Origin of the sequence: Candidatus Koribacter versatilis Ellin345, assembly GCF_000014005.1 — a bacterium.
GTDB classification, from domain to species: Bacteria; Acidobacteriota; Terriglobia; order Terriglobales; family Acidobacteriaceae; genus Korobacter; species Korobacter versatilis_A.
In genome coordinates this window covers 3,387,518-3,412,765 of record NC_008009.1, presented here as the reverse complement: position 1 = coordinate 3,412,765, position 25,248 = coordinate 3,387,518, and the positions used below count along the sequence as shown (strand labels likewise).

19 protein-coding genes are annotated in these 25,248 nt (G+C 59.6%); 10 read left to right on the top strand and 9 right to left on the bottom strand.

What is annotated here, in order from left to right; all coding sequences use genetic code 11:
• Positions 1-5 precede the first annotated feature (5 nt).
• From ACID345_RS14780 to ACID345_RS14765, 4 genes are all read right to left on the bottom strand, one after another.
• On the bottom strand, positions 6-2,003 hold the full coding sequence (locus ACID345_RS14780; RefSeq protein ID WP_011523669.1) for a DUF1800 domain-containing protein: 1,998 nt from the start codon (positions 2,001-2,003) through the stop codon (positions 6-8).
• An 81-nt stretch (positions 2,004-2,084) separates the two neighbouring features.
• On the bottom strand, positions 2,085-3,377 hold the full coding sequence (locus ACID345_RS14775) for an HD domain-containing phosphohydrolase (protein WP_041855745.1): 1,293 nt from the start codon (positions 3,375-3,377) through the stop codon (positions 2,085-2,087).
• Between the two features lie 120 nt (positions 3,378-3,497).
• Positions 3,498-4,205 (bottom strand): metallophosphoesterase family protein, encoded by a 708-nt coding sequence (locus ACID345_RS14770; protein WP_011523667.1) that lies wholly within the window; start codon positions 4,203-4,205, stop codon positions 3,498-3,500.
• A 20-nt stretch (positions 4,206-4,225) separates the two neighbouring features.
• Positions 4,226-5,047, bottom strand: a complete 822-nt coding sequence (locus ACID345_RS14765) for a nucleotidyltransferase (protein ID WP_085954923.1) — start codon at positions 5,045-5,047, stop codon at positions 4,226-4,228.
• Between the two features lie 117 nt (positions 5,048-5,164).
• Between ACID345_RS14765 and ligD the strand changes: the two genes are divergently transcribed.
• From ligD to ACID345_RS14740, 5 genes are read left to right on the top strand one after another with little or no spacing between them, the layout of a single operon-like run.
• Positions 5,165-6,199: a non-homologous end-joining DNA ligase gene (gene ligD / locus ACID345_RS14760; protein ID WP_083763764.1), complete on the top strand. Its 1,035-nt coding sequence runs from the start codon at positions 5,165-5,167 to the stop codon at positions 6,197-6,199.
• Positions 6,196-6,951, top strand: a complete 756-nt coding sequence (locus tag ACID345_RS14755; protein ID WP_011523664.1) for a DUF72 domain-containing protein — start codon at positions 6,196-6,198, stop codon at positions 6,949-6,951. Before ligD ends, ACID345_RS14755 begins: the two co-directional genes overlap by 4 nt.
• Before the next feature lie 50 nt (positions 6,952-7,001).
• Complete coding sequence (locus tag ACID345_RS14750) at positions 7,002-7,943, top strand: site-specific tyrosine recombinase (protein ID WP_011523663.1); 942 nt, start codon at positions 7,002-7,004, stop codon at positions 7,941-7,943.
• Positions 7,940-8,842, top strand: coding sequence for a tyrosine recombinase XerC (locus ACID345_RS14745; protein ID WP_011523662.1), 903 nt, complete (start codon positions 7,940-7,942; stop codon positions 8,840-8,842). The genes ACID345_RS14750 and ACID345_RS14745 overlap by 4 nt, the downstream gene beginning before the upstream one ends.
• A gap of 58 nt (positions 8,843-8,900) precedes the next feature.
• Positions 8,901-9,599, top strand: coding sequence for a PilZ domain-containing protein (locus tag ACID345_RS14740; protein ID WP_011523661.1), 699 nt, complete (start codon positions 8,901-8,903; stop codon positions 9,597-9,599).
• 2 nt (positions 9,600-9,601) lie between these two features.
• Here the strand turns inward: ACID345_RS14740 and ACID345_RS14735 are convergent, their stop codons facing one another.
• Positions 9,602-12,358, bottom strand: a complete 2,757-nt coding sequence (locus ACID345_RS14735) for an AMP-binding protein (protein ID WP_011523660.1) — start codon at positions 12,356-12,358, stop codon at positions 9,602-9,604.
• Positions 12,359-12,456: 98 nt separating this feature from the next.
• Here ACID345_RS14735 and ACID345_RS14730 point away from each other — a divergent pair, with 98 nt between their 5' ends.
• On the top strand, positions 12,457-13,050 hold the full coding sequence (locus ACID345_RS14730; protein WP_011523659.1) for a ferritin-like domain-containing protein: 594 nt from the start codon (positions 12,457-12,459) through the stop codon (positions 13,048-13,050).
• A 43-nt stretch (positions 13,051-13,093) separates the two neighbouring features.
• Here ACID345_RS14730 and ACID345_RS14725 read toward each other — a convergent pair whose 3' ends face one another.
• Positions 13,094-13,789 carry a CTP synthase C-terminal region-related (seleno)protein gene (locus ACID345_RS14725; RefSeq protein WP_011523658.1) on the bottom strand — a complete coding sequence of 232 codons (696 nt, stop codon included), beginning with the start codon at positions 13,787-13,789 and terminating at the stop codon, positions 13,094-13,096.
• Between the two features lie 250 nt (positions 13,790-14,039).
• Between ACID345_RS14725 and secA the strand changes: the two genes are divergently transcribed.
• Positions 14,040-17,021, top strand: coding sequence for a preprotein translocase subunit SecA (secA, locus tag ACID345_RS14720; RefSeq protein WP_011523657.1), 2,982 nt, complete (start codon positions 14,040-14,042; stop codon positions 17,019-17,021).
• 612 nt (positions 17,022-17,633) lie between these two features.
• On the opposite strand, the gene ACID345_RS14715 is transcribed toward secA, so the two are convergent.
• Positions 17,634-19,424 (bottom strand): amidase, encoded by a 1,791-nt coding sequence (locus tag ACID345_RS14715; RefSeq protein ID WP_011523656.1) that lies wholly within the window; start codon positions 19,422-19,424, stop codon positions 17,634-17,636.
• Positions 19,425-19,553: 129 nt separating this feature from the next.
• Between ACID345_RS14715 and ACID345_RS25640 the strand changes: the two genes are divergently transcribed.
• The 3 genes from ACID345_RS25640 to ACID345_RS14700 all read left to right on the top strand — a co-directional run bounded on the left by ACID345_RS25640 (position 19,554) and on the right by ACID345_RS14700 (position 23,171).
• Complete coding sequence (locus ACID345_RS25640) at positions 19,554-20,000, top strand: BlaI/MecI/CopY family transcriptional regulator (RefSeq protein ID WP_011523655.1); 447 nt, start codon at positions 19,554-19,556, stop codon at positions 19,998-20,000.
• Positions 19,997-20,953, top strand: a complete 957-nt coding sequence (locus ACID345_RS14705; protein ID WP_011523654.1) for a M56 family metallopeptidase — start codon at positions 19,997-19,999, stop codon at positions 20,951-20,953. The genes ACID345_RS25640 and ACID345_RS14705 overlap by 4 nt, the downstream gene beginning before the upstream one ends.
• Before the next feature lie 109 nt (positions 20,954-21,062).
• The gene (locus tag ACID345_RS14700) at positions 21,063-23,171 is read left to right on the top strand and encodes a hypothetical protein (RefSeq protein WP_011523653.1); all 2,109 of its coding nucleotides are present in this window, start codon (positions 21,063-21,065) and stop codon (positions 23,169-23,171) included.
• Here the strand turns inward: ACID345_RS14700 and ACID345_RS14695 are convergent.
• Together ACID345_RS14695 and ACID345_RS14690 are read right to left on the bottom strand one after the other, a co-directional pair.
• Positions 23,168-24,187, bottom strand: a complete 1,020-nt coding sequence (locus tag ACID345_RS14695) for a lysylphosphatidylglycerol synthase transmembrane domain-containing protein (protein WP_011523652.1) — start codon at positions 24,185-24,187, stop codon at positions 23,168-23,170. The genes ACID345_RS14700 and ACID345_RS14695 overlap by 4 nt on opposite strands.
• Positions 24,184-25,182: a glycosyltransferase gene (locus ACID345_RS14690; RefSeq protein WP_011523651.1), complete on the bottom strand. Its 999-nt coding sequence runs from the start codon at positions 25,180-25,182 to the stop codon at positions 24,184-24,186. Before ACID345_RS14690 ends, ACID345_RS14695 begins: the two co-directional genes overlap by 4 nt.
• Positions 25,183-25,248 lie beyond the last annotated feature (66 nt).

The window sequence follows — 25,248 nt, the reverse complement described above, 5'->3', positions numbered from 1 at the left end:
CGTACTTACCTCCGCTGGAACTCGGGCGAGCCGAGAATCAGGCCCGCCAGCAGTCCCTCGCGTTGTGCGCGTTTGTTGTCGTCGGCGACTTGCGCCTGGATTTTGGGATCGTCGAGCTGTTTGTGAATCACGCTCCGCGTTTGCTCCGAAATGTCGCCCGCCAGCAAGTTCTGTTCGAGCGTTGATTCAGTGGCCATGGCATCGGGCGCGTTGTTGCCGTGCAGGAATTCCGGCGGAACCTGCGAGCCCTTGATCTTGCCGGTGCCGAGGCCGAGCGCGAAATTCATGCGCGCCAGCAGGGCAGCGGAGTTCACCCAGGTATCGGCCTTCATCGAGTAGCCCGTCGGCGGCTGCATGCCATAGAGCGGCATGCCCATCTGGTTGAGCGTTTGCACCAGCGGCTTGGCATCGCTGACCTCAGCGCCGGTTGCGCGCACCGAACTCACTACGAATTCCAGCGGCGTTTTCACTTTCGCGCGATAGGACTCCGGCGCCCAGAATTCCTGCGATTGCAACATCGTTCGCAGCACTTCGCGGATGTCGCCATCTTTCTTCAGGAAGGTGTCGGCCATGCGGTCCACCAGTGCCTGCGGTGGCGCATCGGCGACAAATCGCATTGCGAGCTTGTTGCAGACGAAGTGCGCGGTATGCGGATCGCGAGCCAGCATCTCGAGAACGTGCTCGCCTTCACGCTCGCCGCCCTGGTCGATCTTCTGGCCGAGGACATACTTCGAGCCCGGCTCGTGACGGCGCTCGGCGAACTTGAAGCCGCCGCCTTTGCGCGGTTCTTCAATCGTCCAGCCGGTGAAGACCTTCGCGACTTCCGTGACATCTTTCTGCGAGTAGCCGCCATTCACGCCGAGCGTGTGCAGTTCCATCAACTCGCGCGCGTAGTTCTCGTTCAAGCCGTTCTGCTTTTTCTTGGCGGAATGCTGCTGCGGCGGTTGACCATAGCCGCGGTACATCGGGCGGCGAAGGCTGTCGGGCATGCCCAGCGCAGCCGGAGAGTTCGGGCCGACGCTCTCGGCGTTGTCGAGATAGAACATCATCGCCGGGCTATGGGCGGTGGCGTTCAGAAGATCTTTGAATTTCCCGAGCGCATGGCGACGAATCACATCGCGCTCGTACTCCGTCACGAAATAACGATCCGGTCCCTTGTTGAGGAAGATGTTGAAGTGGTTGAACCAGAAGTCGGTCATTACCTCTTCGAGTTGGCGATCGCTGTAGATGGCGCGCAGCAGCTTTGAATCCTTGAGTTCGTCTTCCACCAAGCCTTGCGGGTTCCGCATGGCGAGCACAGCTTCGCGATCCGCAGGGTTCATGCCGCTGATGAGTTGCTGGCGCGTTTCGTCGTTGATGCGCAGCAGGTCGCGGCGGTCTTGATCGGGAAGGCGCAGGAGAGCCTCAATGCGCTTGTCGGGAGCGACGCTCGCAATCTGGGTGGCGATCTGCTCGCCGTGGATCCGCGCCGAGCGGCGGCGTTGGCGCTCAGCATCGTTTATTTGATCATCGGGAAGATCGGCCTGGTCGGTGGCGTCCGCATCGTCGGCCTTCTTCTTGGTTCCGTTTGCCTTGTTTTCCTTCTTCAGGTCGTAACGATCGAGCGCCGCGAGATAGACGATCTTCTCGTCGGGATTATGGGGCACGCTCATCTTGCCTTCCGACACTTGCTTCACCACCTGGTTCGGCGGGAACTTCTCGGCCATCTCGCGTGCGTTCATCGTCAGCGTGCGGAAGTTCGAGAGCCGCGCCTGGAGCGCGCTGTCGTCAATCTTGTCAGGATGCAGTTGCTCATCGATCCACTTGTTGAGACCGATTGCTTTCACCCGATCCACATCGCCCGGTCGCGGACCGAAGGTTAACCGGTTGAGCGCGTGCACGACCTGCTTGGTGTCGTCGAGTTGAGGCGCTGTGGTTTTCTTTTTGGACGCGGACAAAATCGTTGCGCCGAGGGTGAGCGTCGAGATGAGGGCCGCTGCGGTTACTACGCGTTGAAAGGGCATCGTTCCATCCCGGACGGAGATGTGTCTGGGAATTATGAACCCATTGGGAAAGGAAAGTTGCGCGATGGCCGAAAGGTGGCGCTAGTTTGAGTAAACCCGGTTGCGCGTTGTCTTGTGGTGCAGGACGGCGGCCAACTGGTCCACGTCCGGTGGGGCAATGGCGCACATCACGCGGTCGTCGAGGAACTTGGGCTTGTCCGGCTGCGATTTTATCCAGGCGGCGCTGAGCTTTGGACTGCACGAAGCAACTGCATCGCGCCGGACCTGCACCAGCAGCGCCTGCACCGTCTCGGGATCAAAGTGCGTGGGCGACATTTTCACCACTTCGGTCAACGCTTCGCCGATGGAGAGCGGCTGCCGGTACGGACGCTCGCTGGTCATGGCATCGAATGCATCGGCCAAGCCCATGATGCGCACATGTTTTGCAAGTTCGTCGCCGCGCAGATGGTCGGGATAGCCGGATCCGTCAAGACGCTCGTGATGCGATCGAACGACTTCGCCCACCTGCGGCCATGGGAACTGCACGCCGGAGACGATCTCGCTGCCGACGATGGTGTGATCGGCCATTTCTTTGAACTCAGCTTCGTTCAACGCGCTGGGCTTGCCGAACAGACGACGGTCCACCGCGACCTTGCCGATATCGTGCAGATAGCCGGAAGCGCGCAGGGCGGAAGCTTCCGAAGCTCCCATGCCCATGGCTTCGCCGATGAAGGCAGCATAGCGGCCGACACGAATCGAGTGTCCGCGGATATTGATGTGCTTGGCGTCAATCGCGACGGCGAAGGCCTCGAGCGCGTTGTCGTAGAACGAATGCACCGAAGCCATGAGTTTCAGGTTCTCCGCAACACGATTGGAGAGTGACTCGGTCAGTCCGCTGTTCTGGACGGCGAGCGCGACATAGTGCGCGAACATCGCCAGGCCATGCACTTCTTCTTCGCCGTAATGCGATTCATCAGGTTGGCCGAATGCCAGCATTCCGACGAGCTTCTGCCCGACGCGCAAAGGCGCAGCCAGTTGAATCAAATCTGGCGGGAAGTTGCCGTTCGAACTGAGTAGCGTACGTCGAGATTCCGCTGCAAGAAGTTGTGGCCCGCGCGCCGTGGTCAGCGCGTGTACGTGTGAGGGAAGCAACGGAATGACTGCCGGACTTGGGAAGGAAAGGAAGCCGCGAGATGCGACCGAGGTGAGCACAGCGGGCTTATCGCAAAAGCGGAAGAGCGCGCTTTCGCGAGCGCCGATGGCGTCCATGAGCAGGCGCAAAAGTTCGTCGGCAGTTTGCGCGAAATCGCGTTCTGCCGTGAGCGCCGGCCCGAGGTCGCTGAGCGCCTCGAAGGTCGTGAACAGCTTACGAAATTTGTTCTTGATCTCCGCCAAATGCAAGGGCGCGAGAATCGGTACAGAGCAAAAGCAGAGTACATTGTGCGTTTGGACACGGCGTAGTAGTGACTTTGGTGCAGGTTAATCGGTTGGGTTCGTGTCCAAAAAGTTGCGCGACTAAACGTCGAAGATACGGTACGCGCGCGGCGGCGTCATCGCCTGCAGAATCGGCAACGCGACGTTGTGTACCGGACAGCCAGCGGTAGTTTTCCCGTCGGCTGCGCCGTGGTGCGCGTGACCGTGCAACACGAGGTCGGCGCCATGACGGTCGATGACTTCCATCAGTCGTGAGCTGCCGAGGTACGGGTAGATTTCGGTTGGTTCGCCCTGCACCGTGCCGCCAATCGGCGCATAGTGAATCACGACGATACGCTTCGGTGTGCGCAGTTGTGAGAGAGCGCGTTCGAGCTTCAGGGATTCATCAATTGCTGCCTGCACGAAGGCTTTCACTTCGGGCTCGCCAAATGCCGTCAGCGCGCCGCGGCCAAAGCCGCCGGGGAAGCCCTTGGTGCCGGCGAATCCTACGCCATCGCGTTCATAGCCGGTGCCGTCGAGAAGCTTTACGCCCTCCTGCACCAGCATCTTCATCAACTGCTCGGATTTGCCGCTCTCGTAGTCGTGATTGCCAAGCACCGCAACGATCGGAATGCGGATCCGCACCAGGCTGTTGAGCATGGACTCGATCTCTTCGGGCTTGCCAAAGTTTGTAAGATCGCCGGCGAGCACGAGGATGTCCGCCTCCTCGCGCACGCGGTTCATCTGCTCGCGAATGCGGTCGTAGCTTTGCGGGGTGAAATGAATGTCTGCGAGGGCAGCGATTCTCATTGTCTAGTTGGATGTAAGGTCTAGGCTGCGGGCTTGCTGGCAGCATCCTCGGGAATCTTCGGTTCGCGCCGCCGACGGCTCTCTTCCAGCAGGTTGTCGAGGCCCCATTCGTTTACATCAATCGCGAACATGCGCTCATCGAGCAGGCTGCCGCGGAAGTTGGCCATCGTGTTCGGCGTTGTCAAATTCTCGTGGAAGCGATGCAGCAGGCTATCCCACACGTCCTCGGGAACGGCGCTCGCTTCCTGCGGATAAACGTAGTTGAACAGCACCAGGGCCCAGAGTAAGAGCTGCCAGTTTTCGCCAACCAGCTCTAAAACGCGGTTCCACTTCAACCGGCCGCGCGTGCCATAAATAAGATGCACGATGTCGGCGCCGTCAAAACGCTCGCGGAAGGCGATGAAGATCTTCGAGACGAGGAGTTCTTCCGCGGCGAGGACTTTTACCGGGATGCCGAGGATCTGCGACGGCGTCGCGTTCGCGATCCAGCTGTTGTCAACAGTCACAATGCCGTTGCTCATGCCGGTGATGAGATCCACGAAGAAGTCGTCGCGGTGCGCTTTCGCCAGCCACACCGGGTCCGGGACTTCAGTTTCAAAGCCCTCTTTGCGCAATTGGTCCAACGCCAGGGGAACGTCTTGCGGCGGCAGGAACAGATCGAGGTCCTTCGTGTTGCGACAAATGCCGGTGTGTTCGCGAAGTGCGAATGCGCCGGAAACCGCGTAGGGAATTCCGCGCTCGTTCATGAGCGTCAGCACCTCGCGGAACAGCGACTCCTGCTCGGGAGGGAACTCCGGCGGCGCGGAGGAACTGATCGGTAGCGGTTTGTTGTCGCAAGCCACGGCAATACTTGGATGGCAGGTGAGCCGCAGTTCGTTGTTGCAGAAGTAAGAAAAAGCGCAGGACGGTGGCTGCTTGGGCTGAGTCAGCTTAAAATGCTGTGCATCCAAATAAGTGCAATGGCTAAGCGCAGCGAACAAACCGTGGAAATCGAAGGCCGGCAACTCACGTTGTCGAACCTGGACAAAGTTCTCTACCCGGCGGCGGGGTTCACCAAGGGACAGGTCATTGATTATTACGCGCGTATCGCGCCGGTGCTCTTGCCGCACCTGAAGGGACGCCCGCTCACCATGAAGCGTTATCCCAACGGCGTGAACGGGATGTTTTTCTACGAGAAAAATTGTCCCGAGCACCGGCCCGACTGGGTGCAGACCACGCCCGTGTGGAGCGAGGGCAACAACAAGACCATGAACTACTGCCTGGCACAGGACTTGGCGACGCTCGTGTGGGCCGCGAATCTAGCCGATCTGGAGCTTCATCCTTCGCTCTCGCTCGGCAAAGAAATCATGCGGCCGACGTTCATCGTCTTCGACCTCGATCCCGGCCCGCCCGCCGACATCGTGCTCTGCTGCCAGGTGGGATTGTGGGTTCGCGAAATCTTCAAGAGCCTGGGCCTCGAAAGCTGCGCGAAGACTTCCGGCTCGAAGGGATTGCAAATCTACGTGCCGCTGAATACCGCAGTCACCTACGACCAGACGAAGCCTTTTGCCCACGAACTCGCACGCCTGCTCGAACGCCAACATCCGAGCGTCGTAGTTTCCGACATGAAAAAGTCGCTGCGTACCGGGAAAGTCCTCGTCGATTGGAGCCAGAACGACGACCACAAGACGACCATTTGCGTGTACTCGCTGCGCGCCAAAGATCAGCCCACGGTTTCCACGCCGGTGAGCTGGGACGAAGTCGAGAGCTGCCTCAAGAAGAAAGATGCGAAGCTGCTGGTATTTACTTCGGACCAGGTCCTGGAGCGGGTGTCGAAGAAGGGCGATCTCTTTGAGCCAGTGTTGAAGCTGAAACAGAAGCTGCCTCCAATCGAGCGACTCGAAGCGTTGTCGGCAGAACCAGGTGCACCGCAGACTTCGCAGCCGAAGCCGCGGCGGACTGCAGCGAAGAAGTCGCCAGCGAAACGAGTGACGAAGAAGAGCCAGACTGCATGAGTCCAAAGAAAGAGTGGACGTTTGACGCTCCGCCGCAGCCCAACGGCTATTACGTCGGCACCTCCGGTTGGACTTACGACATCTGGCAGCCGACGTTCTTTCCGGAAAGCCTGCCGAAAGCAAAGTTTCTTCCGTACTACGCCTCGCGTCTCACCGCCTGCGAGGTGAACTTCACGTTTCGCAATCGGCTGAGCGAGAAGACGGCGCTGAAATGGATCGCGGAAACTCCGGAATCCTTTCTCTTCGTTTGTAAGGCGCACCAATTCATCACGCACATCCGCCGATTGAAGCAGTGCGAAGAGCCGGTGCGGAACCTTGCTACCGGCATGGAACCGCTATTCAACGCCGGCCGATTTGGCGCAGTGCTGTTTCAATTGCCACCAAACCTCAAGGCCGACGTTGCGATGCTGCGTGAGTTCCTCGCCTCGCTGCCGAAGTGGATGAAATCGGCCTTTGAGTTCCGGCACGAAACGTGGTTGACGGATGAAATCTACAAGGCGCTCGCGGACCACAACGCGGCACTCTGCATCGCGGAAACTGAGGACCTCGCCACCCCGGAGGTTCTTACCACCTCGTTCGCGTACTACCGCTTTCGCATGCCCGAGTATTCGCCGGACGCCATCAAGAAGCTTGCCGAGCGAGTGAAAGCTTCGCGCGCGAAAGTCGAAACGGTCTTCGCGTTCTTTAAACACGATGAACGCCCGCAGAGCCCACTTGACGCGATGGACCTGCTCCAACGCGTGCTCAAGTAGAACCTAACTGGAAATTCCCAGACAGTTCGCCCCGGCGGATACTTGAAACCGTGAGTGTCGCTGAGAAAAACGACCGCCTGCTGCGCGACTTCCTCGACTATTTAAGAGTTGAGAAGGGCCTCTCCCGCCTCAGCGTCAGCGCCTATTCCAAGGACATGCAGCAGTTCGCCGAGTTCCTGGCCAAGCGCAAACGGTCGCTCGATGCGGCAAAACGCCAGGACGTCCGCGATTTTCTGGATTCGCTTTTCAGCAATCAACTCGACGGTCGCACCGTGGCGCGAAAGCTCTCATCGTCGCGCCAGTTCTATAAATATCTGTTGCTCGATCGCCGCATCGAGCACGATCCTACGTTGAACATCGAGTCGCCGCGGCAATGGAAGGTGTTACCGAAATCGCTGTCGGCGGACGAAGTACTGCAAACCCTGCAAGGCCCGCCGCGTGTGCTGGACACGAAAGAGTCGCAGGCGTTGGCGTTGCGCGATCGCGCCATGCTCGAAGTCTTCTATGCTGGGGCGTTACGCGTCTCGGAGATGATCGGTGTTCGCATGGAAGACGCGAAGCTCGATCTCGGATACATGATGGTTCGCGGCAAGGGTGACAAAGAACGCATCGTTCCGCTCGGCCAGAGCGCGCTGGTGGCGGTGAAGAGCTATCTCGAAAGCGGTCGCGAAGTTTTGTGCGCGGGGAAGACCTCCCCAATCCTGTTCGTGGGCAAAGGCTGCCGCAAACTGTCGCGGCAGCGGGTCTGGCAAATGGTTTCAGCCGCTTCGCAGGCGTCGGGCCGCCACGCTAGCCCACACATGCTGCGGCATAGCTGCGCCACCCACATGGTGGAAAACGGCGCCGACCTCCGCACGGTGCAAACCATCCTCGGACATGCCGACATCTCCACCACGCAGATCTATACCCACCTCGCGCTCGATCGTCTCAAGCAGGTGCATCGCACCTTCCATCCGCGATCGAAGCGTCGCAACGCCGGAGGATCGCAATGAGCGTCTCGCAGGTGGAAAAGGGAGTCGCCCAATTTCTTCGCTCGTTGAAAGAGAAGAACTCGTCGGTGCACACGATCAAGGCCTACACCACCGACCTGGAAGAATTCTCAGCTTTCCTCGGTCCAGCGAAGTGGGACGACATTGACCACGTCCGGATTCGCGGCTTCCTGTCGCATCTCTACGACAAAGGCCTGAGCAAGCCCTCTGTAGCGCGGGCACTGGCGGCGCTAAGGTCTTTATATAAGTGGCTGGCGCGAGAGGGATTCGTGGAGCAGAACCCGGCGGCGCTGGTAGCTACGCCAAAGCTCCCTAAAAAACTGCCTCGTGTGCCGACCATGGAAGAGCTGAACACGGTCATGGACGCCGAGATGCCGGAGGCCGCAAGCTTTCCCGAGCGCGATGCGCTGATTTTCGAACTGCTATATGGCTGTGGAATTCGCAACTCGGAGCTCACCGGCATTAATCTCGACGACATCCGCTGGTCAAACGAAGCGATTCTCATCCGAGGCAAGGGCAAGAAGGAGCGCTTCGTCCCATTCGGCGACGCCGCCGCAGTCGCCGCCAAGGTCTATCTGAAGAAACGACAGGACATACTCGCCGAGCGACATAAATCCACGAACGCCCTGCTGATCAACCTGCGCGACGTCCAGCGGCTGACCTCACGCAGCGTGGGACGCATCGTGAAAAAAATCGCCGTGGCGCGCGGACTTCCAGCCGACGTTCATCCTCACACCTTGCGCCACGCCTTCGGCACGCACCTCCTCGAAGAGGGCGCCGATCTGAGGGCAATCCAGGAGTTGCTCGGCCACGAGCGGCTCGCGACGACCCAGCGTTACACGCAACTTTCAACTCGCCACGTGCTCGAGGTCTACGACAAAACCCATCCGCGCGCCAAGTAACGCTTGGTTACCACAGAAGTGTTGCGTCGGGAATCCAGAGTAGGTACTATGCACGGAAATGTCTGTCCGTTCTCTTATGTATTCGCACGACTCCGAGCTAATCGAGAAGTTTACGGCCGCCTTGCGCGTGCTCGGAATCCAAAACGAACCGTGTATTGATCTCGACCGCGCAGGGAAGCGCCTGTACGACCGGTTCGATGCTGTGCTGGTGGATTGTTGTGATGATTCGGGCCTCGCATTAATCAAGCAAGTCCGTGAAAGCCACGCCAACGCGCGCGCGATCGTGTTTGCGATTGCGGATTTTCAGAACTCTCGCAATCTTGGGTCCCTGGCAAATTTCACCATCCCAAAACCGGTGAACTGGGACATGGCGAAGCGCACCTTGCGCGCCGCTCGTACTCTCATCCATCGTGAACGGCGTCTTTCGGAACGCTCGCAAATGCGCAGCACCGCGCTCATCAGCGTGGATGCGAAAGAAGTTGCCGTCCGGATGCTCGATCTCAGTATGCGCGGCATGCTGGTGCAGTGGACCGGCAAGCTGGAACTGAACCGCCGCGTGATGATTCGCTTCAACTTGCCCGACACAAAAATCGGCATCAACTGCAAGGGCCGCATCGCGTGGACCGACGAGCGCGGCCAAACCGGGATCGAGTTCCTCAACCTCTCGGAAGATGTAACCACGCAAATGCAGCGCTGGCTCGACGGCACCCGGAACACTCGGCGTTCGATTCCGGCAGTGCGCTCCAACGTCTGGTAGTTCTACCCAACATTTACAGGGCTTTGCTGGGCGCGCGGATCTTTCCGTCCGCTCATGCGCTCCCACTCGCGAACGATCTTCTCGCGTAATTCCGCCGTAAGACGTTCGTAGGTCTCGGGCGTCGGCGGCCCGGGAGGTGGGACGACCGGATCGCACACCGCGACCTGTAGCCTCGCGAACTTCTGGAAGCCCTTCCCACGCGGCCACGCCTCGTGAAAGCCTTCGATCGCGATGGGATAGATGGGCACTTGGAGGTGCGCTGCGAGGATGGCCGCGCCCTTTTTGAAGGTCTTCGGCGGGCCATCAATGCTGCGCTCGCCTTCGGGATAGAGAACCAGGGTGCGCCCGGCCTTAAGACCGAACGCCGCCGCCTGCATGGCTGGAACGAGATTGGCGTCGGGATCGATGGGAATCAGTCGCATCGTCGAGGCTAGTTTCCGAGCAAGGCCATCGCCCCAAATTTCGCTGGTACCGACGAAAAACAAATTGCGGAATAGCGACCAGCGCATGTTCGCCATCAGCACCGGCGCATCGAGAAAACTCTGATGGTTCGGCGAGATGATGAACGGTCCCGACTTCGGCAGCTTTTCTAAGCCGGTGATCTTCAAGTGGAAGAGATCGCGCGAGGCAAGGTTCGCCACCCGGCCAATTGCATACCAGAAACGTGCCGCGATCGGCCGCTCGTTGGCGACGGCGAGAACTTCCGGATTCGTAACTGGCTCCGCGAAGATCGCGTCCCATCCAATCTGTTTCCGTCCGCCAGTACCGCGATGAGCGAGCACCGCGTCTACCAGTTCGCGGACGGAGTAAATCTCGCCGCTGACGGAGTCGGGAACATCCGCGCCGAGCGCCTGCTCGATTTCGACCAGCATCTCCACCCGTTCCATGGAATCGAGCCCGAGGTCGAGTTCCAGGTTGTCGCTAGGTTGCAACTCTGCTTTGGCCTTGGTAGCGTGGGTCCGGATAATGGCCAGCGCTTGCTGTACTTCAGGACGGTCCAGCCACTCGCGTTCTTCGGCGGTGATTTCCCGCACCACCGGCGCGTCCTGCTGCTGCTCGCCGCGTGCGTGCATCTCTCGGGTGCGCTTCTCGATTTCGAATCGCTTCAGCTTCCGCGTGGTGGTGCGAGGAAGATCTTCCTGCCAAATGTCGTAGCTCAGAATGCGCTTGGTACTCGGCTGTTGTGCGGAGAGGCTTTCGATATCGAAGCGGATCACTTCGCGCACGTTGACGATCTTCTTCTCCTTGAGGACGTCGAAGTTTGGCACTACGGCCGCGTGCAACCGCTCGCCCATCGGCTCGCCGGGCTTGCTTTCCAGACCCATCACGCAGAGTTCCTTGATGAACGGCGACTTCAAGTAGTGCGCTTCGATCTCCTCCGGATAGATGTTCTTGCCGGAACTGAGAACGATGATTTCCTTCGCGCGACCGGATATGTACAGGTTTCCCTGCGTGTCCTTGTAGCCGAGATCGCCGGAGTAGAACCAGCCATCGCGCAGCACGGCAGCCGTGGCGTCGGGCCGGTTGTAGTAGCCCTTCATCACCATGCCACCGCGGATTTTCAGTTCTCCCACCGGGCGGCCGTTTTCGTCAGGTTTCGGATCATGAATCTCAATCTCAGCGCCCACAAACGGCTTTCCGATAGATCCGATCACGTTGTGCTTCGGCGGAGTAACGCAAGCGCCGCCACTGGTCTCCGTCAGCCCATATGCCTGCAGGATGTTGAAACCCATGGCGTGCAGATCGCGGCCAATCGTGAGATCGAAACGCGAGCCGCCGGTAATGAGGTAGCGCATCTGCTTCCCAAGCAGCTCGTGCACTTTGCCGAAGAAAATCTTCCCGGGATTCAACCCGAACCGTCGCGCGACTCGCGAAGTCCCCATCATCAGCTTGAATATGTTCTGGGTGAGCTTGCCTTTTTCCGCCACCTGCTTCTGCACGCGTTCGTGGATCAAGTAGAAGAACTGCGGTACGCAACAGAAGATCGTGATCTTCCGCTCGCGCAGTGCTCGCAGCAGCTCCGATGTATTCAGCGAGTCGAGATACACCACGCGGGCCCCGATCGCCAGGGGGATCAGCAAATTCGCCATCTGTGCCAGTGCATGGAAGAGAGGCAGCACACCCAGCAAAGCGTCGCGATGGTCCACGTCAATGATGCCCAGCGCGCCGTCCATTTCCGCGACGAGGTTGCCATGCGTCAGCATCACGCCCTTGGGATCGCTGGTCGTGCCCGAGGTGTACAGGATGCAAATCGTATCTTCGGCCGCCGCGATAATCGGCTGAAATCCCTGCGATCCGCGCCCGATCATCTGGTCGAGGTTCGGCAACTCTGGCGCAACGGCAGCGCCCGAGATCATTGCCAGTTCAATCTTCAGACCTTCTATCGCCGCCCGCGCGTGGTCGAGATTGCGATCGTCCACGAACAGCAGCACGGCGCCGCAGTCGAGCAGCAGCTTGCGAAGCTGCTCCGGTTTATAGGCGGTGTCGAGCGGAACAGCGGTGTTCCCGGAGGAGACCACCCCGATGTAAGTCGCGGTCCAGAGCGGGGAATTCGCGGCCAGGAATGCGCAGCGCGCCCCGCCAGAGATGCCGCGGCTCGCAATCCACGCTCCCACCGACTCCGCGATGGCCCTCAATTGTGTGTAAGTGTAGCTCTCGACCGCCGGGGTAGGATCGGCGGCAGTCGGTGCGCGCTGCATCTCGAGCGCAATGGCGTCCGGCCAGCTTTCTACCGTCTCGATGAAGCGGGCGTAGAACATTACGGGTCAGCAATCCTTGGGAAAAGCAAATTCATCTTATCCGTCGGAAAGCCCACGACACAGTAATTTCCTGAACCCAAACCTATCGGAGGCAACGTATGCAGACCGCACACGAGATGTTTATCCATGAACTGCAAGACCTGCTCGATGCCGAGCAGCAACTCGTCGAGGCCCTCGGAAAACAGGCCGAGGAGTCCTCGCGACCCGATCTTCAGAAGGCTTTCCAGAGCCACCAGGCCCAGACTGAAAAGCAGGTAGAGCGCCTGCGCCAGTGTTTCGAATCCATTGGTGAAGAAGCCGAAGAAGTGGAATGCGACGGCATTCGCGGCCTTCTCAAAGAGCATGACGGCTTCATGGAAGAAGAAGATCCGGCAGAGGACCTTATCGACATCTTCAATACCGTGGCCGCCGCGAAGGTGGAGAGCTATGAGATCCAGGCATACCAGTCGGTCATCCGCCTGGCCGACCTCATGGGCCACAAGAAGGCTTCAAAGTTGCTCAACCAGAGCTTGAAAGAAGAACAGCAGACGCTGAAGAAGATGGAAGCCTTCAGCAAGAAGCTGAAGCCGCAGAACCTCGGCATGGAAGAGGAAGAGGGCGAGGAGATGGAGAACGAAGGTGACGAAACGGCCGAAACTCGCAAGGGTTCGCGTTCCGCCGGCTCTCGTTCCCGTCGTGGCCGCGCCGCGTAATTTACAAGTTCGACGGAAAGCTCCCCTCAGTCGGGGAGCTTTTCTAATTCATCGCATCCAGGAACGCAATCGCCAGCGGTGGCGCTTCGCCCTTCAGCGCCCGGCGCTCGGATTGAAAGAGCGTTCCCACAAAGAACGGATGGCCATCCAACTCTGCTCCTCGAATTTCGCCACTCGCGCCCCAAGCTGCCGGTTTCAGCGCTCCGGAAAACAACCTCTGCTGGAACTCGGGATTCACGCCGTAGCTGCAGCGATAGCCCTCACTGATTTTCTCTTTCCCATACGCCTCGCGCAGAATGCCGTGTTCGCCTAGCGTGATCTCCTCACTCTGTTCCACCAGCGAGCAAGCCAGAGGCGTGATCACCGCCGTTCCTGCGCCGGGATTGTTCTCTGCGTGCTCTGCGTCGGCGATTCCCAGCACATTCCGTGCAAACTCCAACACGGCATGTTGAAACCCGCCGCAGGTCCCGAGAAACGGCACCCTCTGCTCCCGCGCATAGCGAATCGCCTCCAGCACGCCCTCGGTATTCGCGTACGGACTTGCCGGCACGCACCACACACCGCTGAAGTCCGCGAACTGCTTCTCCGGATCGCGCAGCACCGACGTATGCAGCCAAATCCACTCAACCTGGACGCCCAAATCCTGCCCGGCCAGCCGCAGCGCTTCCGGGATCGCCTGGTGTGCCGTAACGGCGGCGTTGTAGTCCCCAAGCAAAGCCACGCGACAACTTTTTGCCATCCCAACACTCTACTGAATCTCCCCCGAATTCGGCGTTGGATTGTTTCCGGCAAGCTTGCCGACCAGGGGTGCGTCGGTCATCCAGCAACCCGCATCTAAGGGTTAGGATGTGTTAGGCTTTCAATGGCATCCGTCTCGCCTTTGCAATGGTTTACAAGGCCATTTGAAGGCAGGATAAGGCCCGCCGGAACCGAGCCGCGCCCCGCATTTTCAGCCGGTTGCGCGCCGTTCCCAGACAAAGGACAGAGTTTTGATTAACAAGGCTATTGCCAAGATTTTCGGCACGCAGAACGAACGCGAGATCAAGCGCTTGATGCCCATCGTGGCCCAGATCAACGCGCTTGAGCCGCAGGTGAAGCAGTTCTCCGACGACCAGCTCCGTGCCAAGACCGACGAATTCCGCGCCAAGATCCAGGAGCGCCTCGCCAAGTACGAGGAAGCCGAGCACAAAAACCACGCCCTAAAGGAAGTCCTCGACGAGATCCTTCCTGAGGCCTTCGCCATTTGCCGCGAAGCAGGCTGGCGCGTCCTCAACATGCGCCACTTCGACGTCCAGTTGATCGGCGGCATGGTGCTGCACTCCGGGCGCATCTCTGAAATGAAAACCGGTGAAGGTAAGACGCTCGTCGCCACCCTTCCCGTGTATCTCAACGCCCTCTCCGGCCGCGGCGTGCACGTCGTCACCGTGAATGACTACCTCGCCAAGCGCGACTCGGAGTGGATGGGAAAGCTCTACAACTTCCTCGGCCTGTCGGTTGGGGTCATCGTGCACGATCTCGACGACGACCAGCGCCGCGAAGCCTACCGGGCCGACGTCACCTACGGCACCAACAACGAGTTCGGCTTCGACTACCTCCGCGACAACATGAAGTTCGAGCTCAGCGACTGTGTGCAGCGTGAGTTCAACTTCGCCATCGTCGACGAAGTCGACTCCATCTTGATCGACGAAGCGCGTACCCCGCTCATCATCAGCGGCGCCAGCGAAGAGTCCACCGACAAGTATCAGCGCGTCAACGTCATCATCCCGCGCCTCGAAAAGGGCGAGGAGATCGAAGGCAGGGAACCCGGCGACAAGATTCTCACCGGCGACTACGTTGTGGACGAGAAGCACAAGACCATCACCGTAAGTGACGATGGCTGGGAGAAAGTCGAAAAGCTGCTCGGCATCGGCAACATCGCCGACCCCGAAAACTGGGACCTGAAGCACCACGTGGAAGTCGCCATCAAAGCCCACGCCCTCTATCACGTCGACGTGGAGTACGTGGTGAAGGATGGCGAAGTCCTCATCGTGGATGAGTTCACCGGACGCCTGATGCCCGGCCGCCGTTGGTCCGATGGCCTGCACCAGGCCGTGGAAGCCAAAGAAGGCGTGAAGGTCGAGCGCGAGAACCAGACCCTCGCCACCATTACCTTCCAGAATTACTTCCGCCTCTACAAGAAGCTCGCCGGCATGACCGGTACGGCGGAAACGGAAGCCGCCGAATTCGACAAGATCTACAAGCTCGAAGTGGTGGTCATTCCGACCAACCGCACTCTGCTGCGCAAAGAAAATCCCGACGTCGTCTACCGCACCGAGAAAGAAAAGTTCTTCGCCGTTGCCGACGAGATCGCCAAGCTCTCAGTGAGCCAGCAGCCAGTGCTGGTCGGCACGGTTTCCATCGAAAAGTCGGAACGTCTCTCCGAGCTGCTGAAGCGCAAGAACATCAAGCACGTCGTGCTGAACGCGAAGTTCCACGAGCGCGAAGCCGAATACGTAGCGCAGGCCGGACGCCTCGGCCAGGTCACGATTGCCACCAACATGGCCGGCCGCGGTACCGACATTCTGCTCGGCGGCAACCCCGAGTTCATGGCCAAGCAGGAGACCCTGAAGAAGGGCGTTGCCCAGCCCGTGCACGCTGCCGGCGGCGAAGTCGACGCGCGCCCCGACGATCCCAACACGGTCTATTGGTATTACGCCGGCAATGAATACGTCTGCCCGCGCGCGCAGTGGGAAGAAATCCTCGCACACTACAAGACGCAGACCGATTTCGAGCACGAGCAGGTGAAGCAGGCTGGTGGCCTCTTTATTCTCGGCACCGAGCGCCACGAATCACGCCGCATCGATAACCAGCTTCGTGGACGCGCCGGCCGACAGGGCGATCCCGGTGCATCGCGCTTCTATCTCTCGCTCGAAGACGACCTCATGCGCATCTTCGCCAAGGAGTGGGTCTCGACCCTTCTCCAGCGGCTCGGCATGGAAGAGGGCGTGCCCATCGAGTCGAAGATGATCTCGCGCCGTATCGAGAAAGCGCAGGAGGCAGTCGAAGCGCAGAACTTCGAAGCCCGTAAACACCTCCTCGAATACGACGACGTGATGAACAAGCAGCGTATGGCCGTTTACGGCCTGCGCCGCCAACTCCTCGAAGGTCTCGACCAGAAAGAGCTCATCATCGACGAGTACGTCACCGAGATCCTCGGCGACCTGCTCGACAAATTTGCTCCCACCGAGAAGCACCCCGAAGATTGGGACATCGCCGGACTCAAGGGCGAGATCTTCACCCGCTTTGGCGTGGACATCATTGCTGAGGGCGTCGAGCCCGAGAAGCTCAATCGCATGCAGCTTGGCGATGGGATCTTCGACAAGCTCAAAGAGCGCTACGAAGCAAAAGAGCAGCTCATCGGCAACGACCAGATGCGTCACCACGAGCGCGTCATCATGCTCAGCGTGATCGACCAGCTCTGGAAAGACCACCTGCTCAACATGGACCACCTGAAGGAAGGCATCGGCCTGCGTGGCTACGCCCAGCACGATCCGCTCGTCGAGTACAAGCGCGAGTCCTTCGACATGTTCGAAGGCATGATGGCCACCTTCAAGGAGCAGACCGTCCGCTACCTGTATCTCATGCAGATCATCGACGCCGCGACCAATATGCCCGTCGAAATCCCGCGCCGCCGCGCTCCGGAGAACGTTCGCGAGTTGGGTCCGGTGTTGGAAGCTGAGAATGCTCCCGAGCCGCAGATCTCCGGCGGCAACGGCCAGCAGCCTCCGCAACGTCGCCAACAGACTTCGCTCGACGATCTCGAAAAGCAATTCGAGCGTAAGAAGAAGCGTGAGCTCGAACAGGCTCGCATGGCGGGCGGCGGCATGCCCGACGCCGTCCAGCAGGTAGTCCGCAGCGGCGACAAAATCGGCCGCAACGACCCTTGCTTCTGTGGCAGCGGCAAGAAATACAAGAAGTGCCACGGCGCATAGGCGGATCGCGGCGCGCAGTCGGGTAATGCGGCACTTCAGCGCCGCGACCATAGGACCGAGAAAGCGCGTCGCCCCTTAACGCCTGCACTTTCCGTTTTTGTATCACGGCACTTTCCGTTTTTGTATCAGGGCACTTTCCGTTTTTGTATCAGGGCACTTTCCGTTTTGTATCAGAGCACTTTCCGTTTTGTATCAGGGCACTTTCCGTTTTGTATCAGGGCAGCGCTTCAGCGCTGCCGAACCAAGGGCCGCAAAACATCGGGGCTTCAGCCCCTGCTGGCGTCTCGCCTTACGACCCTATCCCGTTGTGACCCATCTCACGCGCACCTGTGCCCACCATCACCGACGCATTTGTAATCGCCTGCGTACTCTGCCTACGTGGGGCATTCCCAACAATTCCCCTGATCTTTGAAATTCGACAAAGTCCCATGTCATGGCGACCGGAGAACCCGCACACCGATGCGGAGTGGAGCTAGCGTTGCCCGCCTTTCGAGGTCGCAACTCCTTTGTTTTCAAATTTTTGCCCGTAACCCCTTGCGGCTCAAATTTTTACAAGTTTTCCACAATGTAAGTTGTTGAAAACAAAATTCAGGGGGAGGGGGGTACCCCCCGCTACGCGTACCCGTTAGGCCTCTCCTCCACCCCAAATGCCTTCTCCATCGCGATCCCGACTCTCCCCAGCGTCCCTTCATCGAACAGCCGGCCGATTAAGGTCACCCCATGCGGCACCCGTCGCGGCGGATTGAACTTCGGCAACGGATGCTTCGGGTCCGGCGCCCAGTCGCTGCGCGCTTCGCCGACTTCCACAAATCCCGCTCGCAATGTGAGCGAGGGATGTCCGGTGAAGTTGGTGAGCGTGAGCATCTCGTCGCGCAGGGAAGGCACCAGCAGCAAATCCACCTCGGACATCACGCGGGCCATCTCCATCGCGACCTTCCGCCGCATGCGGTCGGCTTGTACGAAATCCACGGCAGACAAGAATCGCGACTGCCGGAAAGTATTCGGCCAGGAATCCGGCGTCTGCATTTTGAGCGCATCTACGGCGCCGCTGAGGGTCAGTTCTTCGAAGGCCGCGGCGCTCTCGGCAAAGAGAATGGTGTCGAGACAGTCGTAATTCCAATCGGGAAGCGATACTTCGACTGCCGCCATGCCAAGCTTCTTCACGGTTTCGAGTGCAGCGCGATCCACGTCGGTCGCCGGAGCTTCCTTCATCCATGCAGGGAAGTAACCGACCTTCAGCCCAGTGACAGCGGCACCTGCGTCGAAATCAAGATGACTCGGCACGCTGGCCACATCCTCCGCATCCGGCCCGCTGATGGTTTGCAGCACCAGCACCGCATCTTCTACGCTGCGCGTCATCGGCCCAAGCTTGTCGAGCGACCAGCAGAGCGTCATCGCACCGGTACGCGCCACACGGCCGTAAGTCGGACGCAATCCCGTAACGCCGCAGCGCATCGACGGCGCCACGATGCTGCCTCCGGTTTCGCTCCCAATGGCAAAGCCGACCAGTCCCGCCGCCGTCGCCGCACCCGGCCCCGCACTCGATCCCGAAGCCCCTTCCTCCGGCAGCCACGGATTCACCGTCTGCCCACCAAACCAAACGTCGTTGAGAGCCAGCGCGCCGAGGCTGAGCTTGGCCACCAGCACTGCTCCGGCGTCATGCAGCCGCTTCACCACGGTCGCGTCTGCACTGGGAACACGGTTGCGGAACGGCTCGGCGCCGTACGTTGTGCGGATGTGCGCCGTGTCGAGCAGATCTTTCGCGCCCCACGGAATGCCGTGCAGTGGCCCGCGATACTTGCCCGCCGCGATCTCCTTGTCCGCGGCTTGCGCCTGCTTCATTGCCAAGTCTGTGGTCAGTGTGATCACGCACTTAAGCTTGGGAGTGAACTTCTCCAGTCGCGAGAGGTAGAGCCTGGTCAGGCGCTCGGAAGTCAGCTTCCGCTGCTCGATCCACCTCGATAGCTTCGTTACCGGCGCGAATGCAATCTCTTCGTCGCTCGTCGGAAGCGGCCCGGGGTCGGCTTGGCTCCGCACGAACACATCGCGCGTCGGCCCCGGCTGCACGCCCGCGATCATCGGGTTCCAGTGCGTCGCCGGCGGTAGCGTGTCTTCCAGCGCTGTCCTCTTCGGGCCCACGCGACGCTCGTACATCGCGGCCATCGACATCCGCCAGTTGCTTGCGGCCTGGGCGCGTTGTTCCGCCGACATCTGCACCTGCACCAGCTTCTCGGCCTGAGCGAACGTCTCCGCCGAGACCTCCGGCCCCACCGGCGGCGCCGTCCCAAATGCCGGTGGCGCCCCGGGTGTCGGTTCCGTCGGTTGTTGTGCGGACGAGGCAACGGCAGCGCCGATGACGGCGAGCGAAGTTTGCGTTAGGAAGTCGCGGCGAGATTTGGACATGGAACTCCTGGGGAATTCAGGGTGCACCATTCTAAACTGAACCTTTTCGAGGGCAATTCGGCCACAAATCTCTAGCACCCAAGTGCCGAATTCGCGTGTAGAATGTTGGCTACTTTCGAGGAGCTCCGCGTGTTTCAGTCCTTAATCGGCAGATTGTTCACCAACGAAAAAACCGGCAGGCAGCATTCCCTCGGCGAACTCGAGTGTGCTGTGCTAGAGCAAGTTTGGTCCCAGAATGAAGTCACCGTCAACGATGTGATTGCGCATATTGACCGGCAGCTCGCGTACACCACGATTATGACGACCCTGGATCGCCTCTATCGCAAAGGCCTGCTCGGCCGCCACAAGAAGGGCCGGGCGTTTGTCTACAATGCGGCCTGCTCGAAGCAGGAGGTGCAGCGCGGCATTGCGCGCGACCTCGTCAACGGTATTTCGATAGATCCGCTGCATTCCAAGCGGTACCTGCTCTCCTTCCTGATCGAGAGCGTGGATTCGAAGGACGCTGCCATTCTCTCCAAGCTCGAAGCCGAGATCCGCGAGAAGCGGAAGCAGTTGCAACGGGAGGACGGGGAGTGAGCGACAGCTACGTCCTCATCCTAGTGCTGTACACGCTCGCGTCGTTTAGCGCGGTGCTCGCAATTGCCGAAGCGTTTCTTTGGCTGGTGCGCAAGCCCGTGCTGCGAAGCATCGAGCGGTTTCGCCCACAGGATGGCGTCGTAGCGCATGTTGTTGTGTACGCATTCCCCGCAGTGCTGGCATTTCTATTGACCGCGTTTTCAGCGGTCCCCGGATACTTCCACGGCGAGCCGATCGGCACCCACGAGATGCCGGGTGCGGTCCTTGTCGCACTCGCTCTTGTCGGTCTTTACGCTTTGGTTGCGCCGCTCTGTAATGTGGTGTCGATGATGTGGCGCACCCGGGTGCGCACCCAGCGTTGGATGGCCTCCAGCGTGGTGAAGGAATCGTTTGGTGGTGTGCCGCTCGTCGAAGTCGGTTCCGAGCAGGCGTTTGTGGTCGCCGCAGGATTGGTGAAGAAGCAGATTTTCGTTTCGAGCCTGGTGCGCCGCTTGCTCTCGCCGCGCGAACTGCGCGCAGTCTTGCGCCATGAGAACGCGCACTGCAAACAGAACCACAATATCGCTCGGCTGATCGTCGCCCTTACCCCGCGCATCTTGTCGCGCTCGGGATCGGATGAGAAGCTCTCTGAACTCATCGAATACGCCGCTGACGACGCTGTGCTCGACGTTCCCGGCGACGCTCTGAACCTCGCTTCCGCTGTGGTAGCGCTAGCGCGGCAATCGGCCACGGCGGCGGGCATGTTGTACTCGGCACTCGTCGACCCTGCCCATACCGCAACGTTGGAACGCCGGGTGGAGCGCCTCGTGCTTGCACGGCCAATTCTCCGCGGGAACATTCTCGGCAAGCTCGCCTTTGCGTGTGTGGCTGTTGTGGCTGCCACCGCAATGATCGGATCGTTACCGCTCGCGCAAGCGGGCTTTCGCGAGACCCTCGAACTTCTTGTGCGCTAGGCGCATCTCCTTTTTTGTTTTGGTTTTTCCGTTCCAGTTCCTGTGCGCTTCCGCGCGCCTCCTGTAGTACATTGAGGGCGGAAATCATACTTCTTTCAGAGGACGCCGATTGCACATAGGCCAGTTCACGGTTCGCGACCTGCTCGGATGTTCCGCGGCCATTGTTGCTTTTGCTCCTTTCCTTCTCGCGCCGGGATTCTGCGTCGGACACTTCTGCAATATCTTCGGATTTCGCACTGCACGTTGGCCGGAACGCATAGCTGCGAGTCTTGCGCTCTCGTTTGCCATCACGCCCATCTCCGCGACGTTGATTGCGCGCTTCTCGTCGCTGTCCACGGCCCTCGCGATCTGCCTCGCCAGCTTTGCGCTTGCTGCCGTGATAATCGCTCGCGAACTGCAACACACCGGACTCACCCCTCCATCGCGAAGTACCAAGGTCGCGCTGTGGCTCTGCGGTATTTGGATCGTGCTCGTGTTGGTGTCCGTTGTAGATGTGCAATTGGGAACCAGGATCTACCCGACCGCAGCCACGTTTGACCTGTCGCTCCGAACTGCCGTTACCGACGCTGCGCTGCGAACCGGTGTGCCCCCGGCGAACCCGATGTTCTTCCCAGGGCACGCGATCGCGATGCGCTACTACTACTACTGGTACGTGGTCTGCGCGCTTCCGGCGAAGCTGTGCGGCTTCAGTCCGCGCATCGCAACGCTCGCGAGCATTGCGTGGGGAGGGTTCGGGATTGCGGCTCTCATTCCGCTTTACCTCAAGCACTTTTGCGGAGAGCGCTCCCAAGTAGGACGCAAGTCGGTGATCGGAATTGCGTTGCTCGCGGTCACCGGACTCGATCTGATCCCAACCCTGCGCATTTTCCTGAGCGAACACACGATCCTTCCCGACATGGAGTGGTGGGATTGGGCACAAGTTACATCGTGGTTCGACTCAATGATCTGGGTGCCTCACCACATCGCGGCATTGGTCGCGTTGCTCGCGGGATTTCTGGTGTTGTGGGATGTGCCTGAGGACGCGCCGCGCTCCCAGCGAGTGAAGGCCGCCATCATCGCGGGACTGGCGTTCGCCAGCGCCGCCGGCCTCTCCGTGTATGTGACGTTCACGGTTGGTCTCTTTCTCATCATCTGGGCGATTATCCTGCTGCGTTCGCACCTCTTAGGCGAGTTCCTCATGTTCCTGGGGACGGGCTTGGTGACGGTGATCGTCTCGCTCGGCTATCTGCACGATCTCCGGCAGCCCGGGCTTGGCGTTGGTTTCGCGGCCTTTTACGTGCGCGCGCTTGCTTCCATTCAGCAATGGGGCGATGCCCACATTCATTCGCTCTGGCTCGAGAACCTGTTTCTGGCTGCGATGCTTCCCGTGTATTACTTCCTGGAGCTTGGATTCTTCGCATTGGTTGCTATTGCCAAGGGATGGAAGATGTTTCGCCGCGAGCGGCCGCTGGAGAAGTGGGAATGGGCCTGCGTCACGATGCTCGGCAGCAGTGCGCTGGTGGGCAGCTTCATGATGTCCACGACCGGCAACAATGACCTCGGTTATCGCGCATTGCTGCTGGGACAATTCGTACTGATCTTGTGGGCAGTACCTATCGTCTTCCGATGGACTGCCGCCGGAGGCAGCTATCGCACTCGTTGGACCCTGCTGGCGCAGACATTCCTTGCGTTCGGCGTGCTGGGAACCGCGTACCAGTTGACGGTCCTGCGCACCTTCATCTACCTCAACGATCAAACCAGTTACACCGACGAAGCGCCCTGGCTTCCTGAGCCCGACGCGATTGGCTGGCAGCTCTACTACATTCGCTCCGGGTTCGAGAAACTCAACTCGCGCCTGCCAAAGGACGCAATCGTTCAGTACAACCCGGTAAACCCCGCGTACGTGCCGAGCTTGCTGTACTCATGGCACCAGACGGTTGCCGGGGTCGGGGCCTGCGGCACCGGCTTTGGTGGCGATCCGTTCGAGTGCCTCCCCTACCAGAGCAAAATCGTGGCTTTGTTCGGATCAAGAACCTCGGTCAAGTTTGACGACGCTGACGCGGTGTGCAAGGACCTGAAAATCGACGTCCTGATCGCACAGCGAACCGATCGCATGTGGGCATTGCGCAAGAGCTGGGTCTGGACGGAGCGGCCCGTGGTGTCGACTCCGGTATTTCGCGCTTTCGCCTGCGGCAACCGGCGCGAGGAGATCGAACGCAGATTCGCCGCGGAGCGCTAGCTATTTAGTCTGGGCTTTCCCATCCGGCGATACTGCAACAATCCAATGCTGCCCAGAATGGCCGTGACGACGAGTCCATTCGCCTGCGCGATCAGGATGAATGCGATGGCCTGCTCGCGGGTGAAGTGAAACGGCGTGAGCACCGTTACCGCAACGAATTGGTAGATGCCGATATATCCCGGAGTGGAGGGAAGCGCGCTCCCCATCGCCAGTCCGACGATCAACAAAAGCGCGACCAGGATCGACATCTGGAGCCCCATCGCTTTGGCGAGAATGACGGTGGCGTAGGCATCGAGCGACCAGATGCCAAATGTAAGCAGTGCGAATTGAAGAAAGCTCACTGGGTCGTGGAACGAGCGAACGCCGTCAGCGATGTGCTCGATCATTCCCGCCAGCCGTTGCCTTAGCTTCTCGGAGAACGGAAGCTTCGCGGCCAATTTCCTGGCGGTTTGTTCAAAGAGCGGCATCAGCAGCAGCGCCAAGCCCGCCACAGTGGCAACGAACAACAGCGGCGTGGAAACGCGGTCGAGCCAGTCCGGCTTGTTCGGCACAACATGCAAGACCACCGTGCCGGCGATGATGAGCACAATGGCATCCATCAGCCGTTCCGCGAGTGCGGTGGTCAACACAAACGTTTTGCTGAGCCCTGACTGCGAGCTGACCATCGCGGTGCGAATGAGTTCTCCGGCGCGCGCTGGGAGCACGTTATTTCCCAGATAGCCGGCAGTATTTGCCCAGAAGACCCGCAGCACCGGAAGCTTTGCCTGCGTATTGAGCAGCACCCGCCAGCGAAGCCCGCGCAGAAAATACGCCCCAAACGAAATGACGAGCGTTACTCCGAGCAGAGGAAGCCGGCACGCAGCGATCGCTCGCCAGACCTCACGCCAGTCCAGCTTTCGCAGCGATAGGTAAAGAAGAAGTGCCGCCAGTGCGATGGCCGCAACCAGGATGATACGAGAGCGTGTGGAAGAAGTATTTCGATCGGGGAATAGCTCTACGTCCGAGGCGGCGGTCACGCCTTCCGTTCCTCGTTCGCAATCTCCGTTAGCGCCGATATGAGCGGTTCTCCGGGCGGATACTCGAAGTTCACGCGTTCCTGCTCAAAAACAAACGGGCGATCTTGAATCTGGGTATGGATTTGCCCAATGTACTCGCCGATGATTCCCAGCGATACCAGCTGGATTGATGCCAGAAAGAACATACCGATCACCAGCGGCGCAATTCCGACGGAGAAGTTCTTCCAGAAAACCAGCTTGTAGATGAGATATGCAAAGCCAAGGCACACGCTAAGCAACGCCCCTAAGAAGCCTGCAAAACTCACCAGTCGCAGCGGCACCTTCGACAGGTTCGTGATGCCGAGCATGGCATTGTCGTAGAGGCTGTAGAAGTTGTTCTTGGTGATGCCCCGCCGCCGCAGCGGCTGGTGAAACTCGATCGAGTAGTGCGGGTATCCGATTTCCGCCACGAGCCCGCGGAAATACGGATAGGGATCGCGCATACTCTTAATTGCATCCACGACTCTGCGGTCGTAGAGCCCAAAGCCCGTGAAGTTCTCGTAAGTCTCCACGCCAGAGAGGCGGTTCACGAGCCGATAGTACTTCGTCCGGATCCAATACATGAGGCCGTGCTCGTCGCTGCCGGTTTTCACGCACACAACGACGGGGAAGCCCTCCTCCCACTTGGCCACCATTTGCGGAATCATCTCCGGCGGGTCCTGCAGATCGGCAACGAGCCCGATCACGCAATCGCCGCTGCACTGATGGAATGCGTGCATGGGCGAGCGAATGTGACCGAAATTCCTCGTATTGCGAATAATTTTGACGTTCTTGTCGGCTGCCGCCAGTTTGCGAAGCTCCGCCCATGTGTTGTCGCGCGACGCATTGTCAATGAACACGTGCTCGTAAATGTATCCCGGCCCGAGGCCCGCAATCGCGGCCCGCACTCGCTGGTACACTTCCTGCACGTTGCCTTCTTCGTTGTAGCAAGGCGTCATGACGGAGATGGATTTCATAGGCTCGGCTTATTGTAAGCAGCAGCGCCCGCGAATCAACGGTTCGAGCGCGCTGGCGACTCCGCT

Excerpts from the sequence above, each read along its gene's own strand:
- ACID345_RS14780 (WP_011523669.1), bottom strand. The coding sequence starts at position 2,003 with ATGCCCTTTCAACGCGTAGTAACCGCAGCGGCCCTCATCTCGACGCTC.
- ACID345_RS14770 (WP_011523667.1), bottom strand. The coding sequence starts at position 4,205 with ATGAGAATCGCTGCCCTCGCAGACATTCATTTCACCCCGCAAAGCTAC.
- ligD (WP_083763764.1), top strand. The coding sequence starts at position 5,165 with ATGGCTAAGCGCAGCGAACAAACCGTGGAAATCGAAGGCCGGCAACTC.
- ACID345_RS14755 (WP_011523664.1), top strand. The coding sequence starts at position 6,196 with ATGAGTCCAAAGAAAGAGTGGACGTTTGACGCTCCGCCGCAGCCCAAC.
- ACID345_RS14745 (WP_011523662.1), top strand. The coding sequence starts at position 7,940 with ATGAGCGTCTCGCAGGTGGAAAAGGGAGTCGCCCAATTTCTTCGCTCG.
- ACID345_RS14740 (WP_011523661.1), top strand. The coding sequence starts at position 8,901 with ATGTCTGTCCGTTCTCTTATGTATTCGCACGACTCCGAGCTAATCGAG.
- ACID345_RS14735 (WP_011523660.1), bottom strand. The coding sequence starts at position 12,358 with ATGTTCTACGCCCGCTTCATCGAGACGGTAGAAAGCTGGCCGGACGCC.
- ACID345_RS14730 (WP_011523659.1), top strand. The coding sequence starts at position 12,457 with ATGCAGACCGCACACGAGATGTTTATCCATGAACTGCAAGACCTGCTC.
- ACID345_RS14725 (WP_011523658.1), bottom strand. The coding sequence starts at position 13,789 with ATGGCAAAAAGTTGTCGCGTGGCTTTGCTTGGGGACTACAACGCCGCC.
- ACID345_RS14715 (WP_011523656.1), bottom strand. The coding sequence starts at position 19,424 with ATGTCCAAATCTCGCCGCGACTTCCTAACGCAAACTTCGCTCGCCGTC.
- ACID345_RS14690 (WP_011523651.1), bottom strand. The coding sequence starts at position 25,182 with ATGAAATCCATCTCCGTCATGACGCCTTGCTACAACGAAGAAGGCAAC.